At 44.5% G+C, this 12,458-nt stretch carries 9 protein-coding genes; 7 read left to right on the forward strand and 2 right to left on the reverse strand.

The window, feature by feature from the left end; genetic code table 11:
* Positions 1-36: 36 nt before the first annotated feature.
* Entirely contained in the window at positions 37-1,128 is a 1,092-nt protein-coding gene (locus tag EL210_RS02640; RefSeq protein WP_018921145.1) for an endonuclease/exonuclease/phosphatase family protein, read from the reverse strand.
* 11 nt (positions 1,129-1,139) lie between these two features.
* Positions 1,140-2,099: a rhomboid family intramembrane serine protease gene (locus EL210_RS02645; RefSeq protein WP_018921144.1), complete on the reverse strand. Its 960-nt coding sequence runs from the start codon at positions 2,097-2,099 to the stop codon at positions 1,140-1,142.
* A gap of 216 nt (positions 2,100-2,315) precedes the next feature.
* Between EL210_RS02645 and EL210_RS02650 the strand changes: the two genes are divergently transcribed.
* The 7 genes from EL210_RS02650 (at position 2,316) to EL210_RS02685 (ending at position 12,398) form a co-directional block, all read left to right on the forward strand.
* On the forward strand, positions 2,316-2,591 hold the full coding sequence (locus EL210_RS02650) for an HU family DNA-binding protein (protein WP_004373131.1): 276 nt from the start codon (positions 2,316-2,318) through the stop codon (positions 2,589-2,591).
* Between the two features lie 1,414 nt (positions 2,592-4,005).
* Entirely contained in the window at positions 4,006-5,001 is a 996-nt protein-coding gene (locus EL210_RS02655) for an NAD-dependent epimerase/dehydratase family protein (protein WP_018921143.1), read from the forward strand.
* Positions 5,002-6,015 carry a phosphatase PAP2 family protein gene (locus tag EL210_RS02660; RefSeq protein WP_018921142.1) on the forward strand — a complete coding sequence of 338 codons (1,014 nt, stop codon included), beginning with the start codon at positions 5,002-5,004 and terminating at the stop codon, positions 6,013-6,015.
* Positions 6,016-6,264: 249 nt separating this feature from the next.
* Complete coding sequence (miaB, locus tag EL210_RS02670) at positions 6,265-7,599, forward strand: tRNA (N6-isopentenyl adenosine(37)-C2)-methylthiotransferase MiaB (RefSeq protein ID WP_018921141.1); 1,335 nt, start codon at positions 6,265-6,267, stop codon at positions 7,597-7,599.
* A 17-nt stretch (positions 7,600-7,616) separates the two neighbouring features.
* Entirely contained in the window at positions 7,617-9,458 is a 1,842-nt protein-coding gene (locus tag EL210_RS02675; protein ID WP_018921140.1) for an ABC transporter ATP-binding protein, read from the forward strand.
* A gap of 22 nt (positions 9,459-9,480) precedes the next feature.
* A complete protein-coding gene (locus EL210_RS02680) occupies positions 9,481-11,436 on the forward strand; it encodes an LTA synthase family protein (RefSeq protein ID WP_018921139.1) in 1,956 nt (651 codons plus the stop codon).
* A 17-nt stretch (positions 11,437-11,453) separates the two neighbouring features.
* Complete coding sequence (locus EL210_RS02685) at positions 11,454-12,398, forward strand: lysophospholipid acyltransferase family protein (protein ID WP_018921138.1); 945 nt, start codon at positions 11,454-11,456, stop codon at positions 12,396-12,398.
* Positions 12,399-12,458: the final 60 nt, after the last annotated feature.

Consider the following 12,458-nt stretch of genomic DNA (forward strand, 5'->3'; position numbering starts at 1 on the left):
AGTCTGTAAAATTTATGCACATGAAATGTATGTTTTTCAATGTTTTCCTTGCTTTTTAAGCCAGCAAAGGATAGGGTAGTGGTCGGATTCACCGATGCTTCTGTCGACTTTACAACCATAGGGTTGCCAATCTTTTGAACACATGATATGGTCAATCCTCACATACATTCCCCCATTATGATAGCTCACTCCAAGGCCATTTCCAGTCGCAATGAAGCAATCGGTGAGACCTTTTGCAATGGTATGTCGGGCATATGAAATCGGACTGTCATTGAAATCGCCACACACAATCATGCTCCTATCAGAATGCTTACTGATATATAGTGCCACAGCATCGGCCTGAACAGCCCGCTTTGCAGAGGCTTCTCCGAGTTTATCTATCAAGCGGTAAGAGGCTTGTTTGGCATCCGACGTAAGCAGATTTCCTTTGACCATCGACTTAAACTCACGTTTATCCTCATTCGAAAGTCCCGTGGTTTCAAGGTGGTTGTTGACCACAATCACCGTGTCGTTGCCTATCTTTATTTCGAAAGCACCACTGAGATTGCCACGCGAAGGATAGACAATGCGCTCATGGGAAACGATAGGATAGCGGCTGTAAAGCGCTATACAATCGCTCGACGGAGAGAACTTCATCGTGTCTTTATAGGCATAAATCTTGTTAAGAACCGAGTCTACACGAGCCTGTCCAATCTCATTTGTCATGGCTTCCTGCAGACAAAGAATGTCAGGCTGCTGCTCTCTGATGTACTCCAAGATAGGAAACTTGCCGTCAGCATGGCGTTCCCAACCTGCAAAACTCCACACATTGTAGGACATTATCTTGATAGCATCGTTGGGAATGCTATGCGGAATATTGAACGGAATATAGGTTCTTACGGGCACATAACACACAAGATAGCCCGCAAGAGAAAGCAAAGCTCCCTTCTTCTTGAAGCAAAGCCAGAAAATAAGAAAGCCAAAATTAATGGCAAGAAACACCGGAAACACCAATCCGGCATTGGCCAACACTTGGTGATTGACAGGATTGAAGCGGTCGGAGAAGCCCACAAAGAGCATCATAAAGATAGTAGCCAGATTAGCTCCGGCTACTACCTGCAGGGTAAAACGTTTGAAATTGCGCAACATAAGTCCTGCTATCAGTTCTTTTTACTACTGTCGAAGAGCTTTCGCTTCTCATCGGCAGACAGACTATCGTAGCCACTTTTACGGATTTTATCAAGTATTCGGTCTACTTCTTTCTGGTCTTCGCGCTCACGACGGTTATAATCCCAATCGCTCTGATGACTGTTATAAACATTGCCATTGGCACGAGTATTGGTGCTTCCCAAGTCTTGTTGCTTGCCACGGTTATCCCATTTACGTTTCATGTTGTTAAAGAACTGCTGTCCTTGGGAGCGGTTGTAATGTGCTCCCGGATGTCTTCTCCAATAGCGAATCAGGAAAAAACCCACGACCATTCCACCCAAATGGGCCAGATGAGCCACGTTGTCACCCGTCGTTGCCATGGCCGCAAAGAGTTCTATTCCCGCATAGATCATCACAAACCACTTGGCTTTAATGGGCACAGGAATGGGAATAATGAAAAGTTTCTCATTGGGAAATATCATGCCGAAAGCCAACAAAATGGCATAAACGGCACCCGAAGCACCCACTGTTGTCCAGTTGTTGAGCATCGGACTTAACTGATGTGCAATCTCAGGGAACTGGCTCAAAGCGAACGAAGGAACCTGAGAAGACACCGTCATATAAAACGAAACAAACTGTGCTGCTTCTTGAAAAACACCGGCTCCGATACCACATAAAATGTAATAAAACAAGAACTTGCGTGGTCCCCACACATTCTCCACGACCATACCAAACATCCAAAGGGCAAACATATTAAAGAAGATATGCTCCAAGTTGGCATGCATGAACATGTAAGTGACAAGTTGATAAAAATGAAAATCAGAGGCAAGAAAGAAATGAAGACCAAAGATGTTGTTCAAATCTATCGGTCCTCCGGCCATGAAATTCATTCCTTGAAATATCCACATCATCAAGAATGCCACTACGTTGACAATGAGAAGGTTCTTAGTTATCGTTGGAATACGCATCATATCCGTTGTTTTTAAGAAATTATCTATTTGCAGTTATCAGCTGCAAAATTACTAAAAATATCCCTTAATCAGCGCCGAAACAGGCCGATTAGCCTTATTTTTCACTTTTTATCCCACTTTTTTCCCTTTTTTGTTTGTTTTATGAAAGGAATAATCTATATTTGCCAAATAAACAGAAAATTATTCATTAAATAATCATCTTAATTAAACAGAATTATGAACAAAACAGAATTGATCGACAAGATCGCTGCAGGCGCAGGTTTAAGCAAGGCAGATGCAAAGAAAGCATTGGACGCAACAACAGCTGCAATCAAAGAAGCTCTCGTTGCTGGTGACAAGATTCAGCTCGTAGGTTTCGGCACATTCAGTGTTAACGAGCGTCCGGCTCGTGAGGGTATCAACCCAGCTACAAAGGCTAAAATCAAGATCGCAGCCAAGAAAGTGGCTAAGTTCAAGGCAGGTGCTGAACTCGCTGACGCTGTAAACGCATAATTGTAAAGATTTATCGTAATACAGATTACATGGGCTTGTCAATGATTTTCATTGACAAGCCCACTTTTTATTTCATCATTTCAAACATCAGTTAAGAGGTGATTGCTTAGGCGTTGATTTTCTTCATCAAGCACTTTTCTGCGCTTTTCTTTTCAAAATATAAAATTTCCTTGCTTCAATCAATCCTCAACTTCAAAGCGTAAGCAATCCATTGGCTATCAAGAGATTATAAAATCTAAAACAGATAATGGGACAACTCACGTCAAATCGTCTTGCAACTTGACGCAAATCACCGTGTAATTTGACGCAGATTGCAGCGTAACTTGATGCAGATGACCGTGTGACTTGCGTCACTTTACGCCGTAAAATGATTCAAATAAGCATGCAACTCAGTACGAGTTGTGCAGTTAACCCCGATACAGATGTGGCCGTAAAACAGATAATAAGCATGTAACTCGGTACGAGTTGTGCTTTTAAAAGTCTTATATTTATAATGCATATTATCATTTTCCATATTCGCAACTCGGTACGAGTTGTGCTCTTGAAAGCCCCACGTTGGCGAGCGAAGTGAGCCTACGTGGGGATTGAATAGACGCATGAAGTGAACCCAGAACGGGTTCAGCTTTTTCTTATCTTCTACGTAATTGGAAAAAACAAAACCCGTACCGGGTTTGAAAACCACATATTATCACTCTCCCGAGGTAGGCTCGTTCCTCGCCAACCACGGGCTTTCAAAAGCATAACTGCTACGCAGTTACATTGCAGGCTCATATCTCGCCTGTTATCTTGCCACACTTTCAAAAGCATAACTGCTATGCAGTTACTACATAAAAAGTGCCTCATCACACGACACAACCTCCATTATCATCCATAGGAACGAAAGTCAGGATAGCCCAACATGGCACTCATCGCACGACACAACATCCATTGTCATTGTATAATAATAGGTAATCCGTAGAACAATATATATCCAATCATCTGATAATCTCTATTAAATCGTGTGGCAACTTGACGCAAATCACCGTGTAACTTGACGCAAATCACCGTGTAACTTGACGCAGATGACCACGTAACTTGACGCAAGTTAGGCTGTAACTTGACGCAGATGGCGAGGTCATTTGATGCAAGTTGCAAGGCAAGGGGGTCGAAAACATGAAATGACCTTAAATGAATGTGAAGTTTACGGGTATATAGTCGCCATTCAGTTGAATAGCCTGTGCTGGCTCAGAAAGCCACCGAACCCTTGTAAGGTCAGGCAGAGTAAAAGCTTATTTCCTATTTCATGAATGCATAATTCATAATTTATAATGCATAATTGTGGGCACATGACAGTCCGACACAAAGCTAAATATTCCCTAAAATCCTTTGCCATTCATGGAAAATCCATTAATTTTGCCCCGTAAATAGCTATTTGATGAAAATATTAGTAACGGGTGCCAGTGGTTTCATTGGCAGCTTTATTGTGGAGGAAGCGCTGCGTCGGGAGATGGAAGTGTGGGCTGCTGTGAGGCAAAGTAGTTCGAAGAAGTATCTCACCGACAAGCGAATCAATTTCATTGAACTTAATCTATCCTCACAGAAAGAATTGGAAAAGCAATTGGCCGGACATGAGTTCGACTATGTTGTGCATGCTGCAGGTGCCACAAAGTGCCTGCATACAGAAGACTTCTTCAAAGTCAACACCGACGGAACACGCCATCTTGTGCAGGCTTTATTGGCCTTGAAGATGCCTATCCGCCGTTTCGTTTACTTGAGTAGTCTCAGCGTTTTCGGTGCAATCAAGGAGCAACAGCCCTATCAGGAGATAAGCGAACACGACCATCCGCGGCCAAACACGGCCTATGGTAAAAGCAAATTGATGGCCGAGCAATACTTAGACAGCATCGGAAATGACTTTCCCTACATCATTCTGCGCCCCACGGGAGTCTATGGCCCACGCGAGAAAGACTATTTTCTCATGGCAAAAAGCATCAAGGGACACACCGACTTTTCGGTTGGTTTCAAGCGCCAGGACATTACGTTTGTCTATGTCACCGATGTGGTTCAGGCCGTTTTCCTGGCACTCGACCATGGACGTGACGGCCGGAAATACTTTCTCAGCGACGGCAACGTCTATCAATCGTCCGATTTCAGCAATCTCATTCACGACTGTCTGGGCCGCCCTTGGTGGATCAGGATTAAGGCACCGGTGTGGGTTTTGCGCCTCGTGACGTTCTTTGGTGAGCATATCGGTCGCATGACGGGTAAGATTTCAGCCCTCAACAACGACAAATACAACATTCTGAAACAGCGCAACTGGCGTTGCAACATAGAGCCTACAGTAGACGAATTGGGCTTTCATCCGCAGGTAGACCTTGCAGAAGGCACGCGGAGAACTATTGCCTGGTATCGCGAGAACAATTGGTTGTAAATGGCAAACAAAAGAAAAAACAATACTTTTACATGGCCTTGGCAGGGTAAAGGGTGGACAGCCGAGCACAAGGGACTGCTGCCTTTTGAGTGGGTAGTGTTAGCTTATATGGCGTTTACACTGCTGATTGTGCTGTTCACTTCTACCAAATTAGTCAATCCCGACGCTATGATCTGGGGACGTGTTCGCGTGGGAGCGATGACCATTGCTTTATGGGCGGTCTATCGAATGATGCCTTGTAAGCTCACAATGTTTGCCCGCGTAGCTGCTCAAATGGGCATGTTGGCATGGTGGTATCCCGATACCTACGAGATCAACCGCATGTTTCCAAACCTTGATCACCTTTTTGCTACGTGGGAACAACAGCTTTTCGGCTTCCAGCCGGCACTTGATTTTGCGCGTGCTTTCCCGTCGCCAATCGTGAGCGAACTTATGGATTGCGGTTATGCGGCCTATTATCCGATGATTGCAGTCGTGTTGCTTTTCTACTTCTTCAAACGCTACGGAGAATTTGAAAAGACGGCTTTCATCATCTTGGGTTCGTTCTTTCTCTACTATGTTATCTATGACTTACTGCCTGTTGTGGGCCCCACCTTTTATTATAAGGCTATCGGTTTGCACAACGCAGCACAGGGAATATTCCCCAATGTGGGCGACTATTTCAACTCACATCAAGACTGTCTGCCAAGTCCGGGCTATGCACAAGGCTTCTTCTACGACCTTGTGGAGGATGCAAAGGCAGCAGGTGAGCGTCCCACGGCAGCCTTCCCGAGCAGTCATGTGGGCGTGAGCACTATCTGTATACTGTTGGCTTGGCACAGCGGTAACCGCAAACTGCTGTTCTCTCTATTGCCTTTCTACGTGGTTCTCTGCATGGCAACCGTTTACATCCAGGCGCATTACGCCATTGATGCCATAGCAGGATTGATTACAGGAGTAGTGTTTTATGCGGTATTGAGCCTTTCCTCAAACCTCAAACTCACCCCCGGCCCCTCCCGAAGGGATGGGAGATGACATTTGCTCAAAGCCTCTTGCATCCCCCAGTTTAACGCATTAAAAGAACAGAAACCATTAATTTTCAAAGGAAAGGAAACTGTAAAAAGCGGAAACTACGATTGATTTTTCAATAATGATGACATACAATTGATATAAATATAAAGACAATAAAGCAAACAACAGATAGCCCATAACGATCCTCTCAAGCTTTTTCTCCTCTCCCTTGGAGAGGGAAATGAGGGTGGGTTTTAGGCTATCTTTCCACTTATGAACAAGAAATTATACATAGAAACCTATGGCTGTCAGATGAATGTAGCCGATAGTGAGGTGGTCGCCTCAGTAATGAAGATGGCAGGTTATGACGTCTGTGAGAACGAAGAAGAGGCTGATGCTATCTTTCTGAACACTTGCAGTATACGCGAAAATGCAGAGAACAAGATTTATAATCGACTTGATACGCTTCATGCAGAACAGAAGAAAGGACGCCAACTCATTCTTGGTGTGCTCGGTTGTATGGCTGAACGTGTGAAGGATGACTTAATAAAGAACCATCATGCAAGCCTCGTATGCGGTCCCGATTCCTATCTTAATCTGCCGACAATGATTGCAGAATGCGAACTCGGACATGCCACTGTAGACACCAATCTCTCTACAACCGAAACCTATCGCAACGTGCTTCCACAGCGCATTGGCGGCAATCGTGTGAGTGGTTTTGTAAGTATCATGCGCGGTTGTAACAACTTCTGCCATTACTGTATTGTGCCTTACACACGCGGAAGAGAACGCAGTCGCGATGTGGAAAGCATCTTGGCAGAAGTGAAAGACCTGCATGATAAAGGGTTTAAAGAAGTTACCCTGCTCGGACAGAACGTCAATTCCTATGGTCTGTTGCCTAATGGAAAGCGTCCCGAAAACGGCACTTCATTTGCCGAACTGCTGAGGAAAGTGGCCCAGAGTGTGCCTGATATGCGCGTGCGCTTCACCACTTCAAACCCTGAAGACATGACAGAAGACATCCTGCATGCCATTGCCGAAGAACCCAATCTGTGTAAGCATATTCACTTCCCTGCACAGAGTGGAAGCAACAAGATACTGAAACTGATGAACAGAAAGTACACCCGTGAGGAGTATCTTGACAAGGTTGCAGCCATCAAACGCATCATCCCGGGTTGCGGTTTGACCACCGATATCTTCGTAGGCTATCATGATGAGACTGAAGAAGACCAGCAATTGACGCTCTCCTTAGTGAAAGAAGTGGGCTTCGACAGTGCTTTCATGTTCAAATATAGTGAGCGTCCCGGTACGTATGCAGCCAAACATCTGCCTGACAACGTATCCGAGGAAGTGAAGATTGCCCGACTGAATGAGCTTATTCATTTGCAGACCGCTATCAGTGGCGAGCAAAACAAGAAGGATGAAGGCTCAGAATTCGTTATTCTTACAGAGAGATTCAGCAAGAAAGACCGTAATCATCTCATGGGAAGAACCGAACAAAACAAGGCCGTTATCATCGAAAAAGGCAATCACCATATAGGTGAATTCATCAAAGTGCGCATCACCGGTTCAACCAGTGCTACGCTCTTTGGTGAAGAAATCAAATAAACAAAGGTTGAAGACGTATGAAAGAGTTCCTGCAAGTGCTGCGCCGTTTCGTTCCACCTTATAAGAAATATCTGGTGTGGAGCGTTATATTCAACATCCTTTCGGCGGTGCTGAATATCTTTTCGTTCATGACATTGATCCCTATTTTGCAGATTTTGTTTAAGACAAGTGATGTAAAACCTGTCACGAAACTCATCACTTGGGACAATGTGCATGGTGTAGAAAGCATGGTAGAAATGTTGACCAACAATGCCAACTACTACATTCAGCACTTCATAGTAACGACAGGAGAGGCCAATACACTGCTTATTATCGGCATACTTCTGGCTTTCATGACGATGCTTAAAACCGCAGCCTACTTCCTTTCTTCAGCCACGATAATCCCTATTAGAACAGGAGTTGTGCGCGATATCCGCAATCAACTCTATCAGAAAATCAATGCCTTGTCGCTTGGTTTCTTCAGTGAAGAGCGCAAAGGTGACATCATCGCCCGCATGAGTGGTGATGTTCAGGAGATTGAGAACTCTATTATGGCGAGTCTTGACATGCTTTTCAAGAACCCCATTCTCATCATCAGCTACTTCATAGCATTGATTGTTACCTCGTGGCAACTTACACTTTTCACGATTATCTTTGTGCCTATATTCGGTTGGTTCATGGGCTTTGTGGGCCGAAAACTTAAGGCACAGAGTATCGAAGCACAGGGATTGTGGAGCGATACGATGAGTCAGGTGGAGGAAACACTCGGAGGTTTACGCATCATCAAGGCCTTCTGTGCAGAGAAACTGATGAACGAACGGTTTGATAAAGTCAATAGTAACTACCGTAAAAACGTCATGCGAGTGAATATCCGACAGCAATTGGCGCATCCAATGAGTGAGTTTCTCGGTACCGTTATGATTATTATCGTGCTTTGGGTGGGTGGTATGCTTGTGCTGAACAACCACACTTTGACCGGTCCTAAGTTCATCTATTACCTCGTGATGCTTTATTCTATCATCAATCCACTGAAAGAATTCTCGAAAGCCGGCTACAACATACCGAAAGGTTTGGCCAGTATGGAGCGCGTAGATAAAATCCTCAAGGCTGAAATCAGCATCAAGGAAAAGAGCAATCCACATCCAATCATGGCCTTTGAACACGAGATTGAATTCCGCAATGTGTCGTTCAAATACGACCAACAGTGGGTGTTGAAAGACATCAACCTTGTTATTCCAAAAGGCAAGATGATTGCCTTAGTGGGGCAGAGTGGTTCTGGAAAGTCTACACTTGTCGACCTTATTCCACGTTACTACGATGTACAGAAGGGCGAAGTGCTCATAGACGGCATCAACGTTAAAGACCTTGGCATTCATGATTTGCGCCGACTCATCGGCAATGTCAACCAAGAAGCTATTCTCTTTAACGATACTTTCAAGAATAACATCAAGTTTGGAACGGTCGAAGCTACCGATGAACAAATTGCCAATGCAGCCCGAATAGCCAACGCATACGACTTCATCATGCAAAGCGAAAACGGCTTCGACACGAACATTGGCGACCGTGGTGGACGCCTTTCGGGTGGTCAACGGCAGCGTGTGAGCATAGCCCGCGCTATCTTGAAGAACCCACCTATCCTCATACTTGACGAAGCAACATCAGCTCTCGACACAGAGAGTGAACGTCTTGTACAGGATGCTTTGACGCATTTAATGAAGACAAGAACGACTATTGCCGTAGCTCATCGCCTCTCAACAATCAGGAATGCCGACGAAATCTGCGTGCTCCACGAGGGCCGTATCATAGAACGTGGCACGCATGAAGAACTCATTCGCAACAACGGATACTACAAAAAGCTACACGATATGCAGCAAGTGTAAGATAAAGAAAGGATTAAACAGAATGAAACGCCTATTAAAATCAACATTCGCCTCGCCGATAGCATTGATTATCAACCTGCTGTTGGCCTATCTTATCTATTTTTTTGCACGCCTCACCTATGTGCTGGTAAACTACAGTTACTTTGCAGAAGGGATCAGGAATGATGCTATCGGTCAATGGATAAAGGGCAGTTTGATGTTTGACACCACAGCCATTCTCTACACACATATCCCCTATATCATCCTCATGCTCTTTCCCCTTTGGCTGAAAGAAACGTCGATATATCATCACATTTGTAAGTGGCTGTTTGTTGTTGTGAATGCCATTGCATTGGCTATCAACCTTGCCGATGCCGTTTACTTCCCTTTCACATTACGCCGAACGACCACAAGCGTATTCCGTGAATTTAGCAATGAGAACAACATTACAGGCATCATCCTCCATAACACGCTGACTCATTGGTATCTTCTCCTTGTGTTCGGCGTAATCATTTGGGCCGTATGGAAACTCTATGCCATGCCCCGCACCGACTATCGCGACTTTGTTTCAGCAAAAGATCGGTGGCTTTACACGGTCAAACTCTTTGTTTGCTTTGCGCTTGCAGGTATTGCTACTGTGGCAGGATGCCGTGGAGGACTGCAGTCGGGCGTGCGTCCTATCACCATAAGCAATGCAAATCAGTTTGTAGAACGACCCACTGACTGCGCTGTTGTGCTTAATACGCCGTTCGCATTAATACGTACTATTGGCAAATCTGACTTCGAAATACCTCCTTATTACACATCACTCTACGAGGCCGAAAAGGTCTATTCGCCCGTTTACATCACTATTCCGAAGGGACAAATCAAGAAGAAAAACATTGTTATTCTTATTGTTGAAAGCTTTGGAAGAGAATATATCGGTGGCTTTAACAAAGACTTTTTCGATGGTAAATACAAGGGATATACGCCCAATGTAGACCGTCTGATTGAGAAAAGTCTTGTCTATCGCTATTCATTCTGCAATGGACGAAAGAGCATTGACGGCATGCCTTCCATTCTTTGCAGCATTCCCCGCTTCGGTGAGCCCTTTATTCTTACGCCCGCTTCGATGAATGATTATACAGGCATACCTGGTCTTTTAAGTCATTGGGGCTATCAGACGGCATTCTTCCATGGGGCAAATCGCGGTTCAATGGGCTTTCTGGCATTCTCCAAAAAGATTGGTTTTCAAAACTATTATGGCCGCCAAGACTATGATGAAGACCCTCGCTTTGGTGGCGATAAGGACTTTGATGGCAACTGGGGAATATGGGATGAGCCTTTCCTTCAATACTATTGCACGAAGATGGGAGAGATGAAAGAGCCTTTCATGACGGCACTTTTCACTGTATCAAGCCACGACCCGTTCGTTGTTCCCAATAAATATAAGAACGTTTATAAGGAAGAACACCTGCCCATTCAAAAGTGCATACGCTACACCGACATGGCCATTGGCAAGTTCTTTGCCTCGGCAAGCAAGCAGAAATGGTTCAAGAACACTATCTTTGTGCTTACCAGTGACCACACCAACCAAAGTGATCATGCACAATATAAAACCGACATAGGAGGTTTCTGCTCACCTATTATTATATATGATCCGTCGGGTGACATCAAGCCTCAACGTGTGGATGGCATCGCACAGCAGATAGATATCATGCCAACACTACTTGATTATATAGGTTATCACCGGCCATATATAGCCTTTGGAACCGACCTTCTCGGCACACCTGCAAACGAAACATGGGCCGTGAACTATCTCAACGGCATCTATCAATACGTGAAATATGGTTATGTTCTGCAATGGGATGGCAAACAAACCAAGGCCATTTATCGTCTCACTGACCTGCTCATGGAACATAACCTCGTAGGAAAAGTGAAAGAACAGCACCAGATGGAGACCGAACTCAAGGCCATCATCTATCAATATATGTACCGAATGGTGAAGAATAAACTCTAAGTTCTGTCCGAAACAATATGAAAAAAGCACTGTTATATATAGCTTATACCATCGCTTATGGCTTTTGGTGGGCAATGTCTTTGCTCCCCTTATGGCTGCTTTATTGCTTTTCCGACCTGCTCTATCTGCTCATGGCATACGTTGTTCGCTATCGTCATGCCGTGATATGGAGCAATCTAACCAGCTCTTTCCCAGAGAAAACAGAGGCTGAACTGCATGAGATTGAACACAAATTCTACCATTGGTTCTGTGATTATCTCGTCGAAACGATGAAGCTGATGACTATAAGCAAGCAGCAAATCATGAAGAGAATGACTTTCACGGGCATGGAGACATTCAATCAAGTGTTGTCCGAAGGACAGTCTATAGGCGTTTATCTGGGTCACATTGGCAACTGGGAATGGATTACCTCCATGCCTTATTGGGCACCAAATTCCCTTTGTTGTCAGCTTTATCACCCGCTTGAAAACGAATACTTTGACCGTCTTTTCAAGTTTGTTCGCGAGCGTCAGGGAGCATATTGCATTCCCATGCAGGAGTCTTTACGTAAGATTATCCAGTTTACACACGAAGGAAAGCCTCTCGTTGTAGGCTATATATCCGATCAAGTACCTCTCTGGTGGAACATACATCATTGGGTTGACTTCCTACACCACGATACTCCGGTGCTCACGGGAGCTGAACGAATTGTCAAACACACTGGACAAGCCTTCTTTTATGGCCATGTTACACGCGTGAAAAGAGGCCACTATAACTGTGAAATGCGTCTTATCAGCCGTAACACCAAAGAGATGGCCGACTTTCAAATCACAGATTTATACTATAAAGAACTGGAAAAATCAATTCGAAACCAGCCCGAACTTTACCTATGGAGCCATAATCGCTGGAAAAGAACACGTGAAGAATTTAATAAAAACTGGGAAGTTAAGAATGGAAAGGTCGTAAGACGCAAGGAAGAATAACATCTATCAGACATTGAACTATTGCTTATCCTGGCTCAATTTCAATGAGAAAAAGACAAG

Source organism: Segatella oris, from assembly GCF_900637655.1.
Taxonomy (GTDB): Bacteria; Bacteroidota; Bacteroidia; order Bacteroidales; family Bacteroidaceae; genus Prevotella; species Prevotella oris.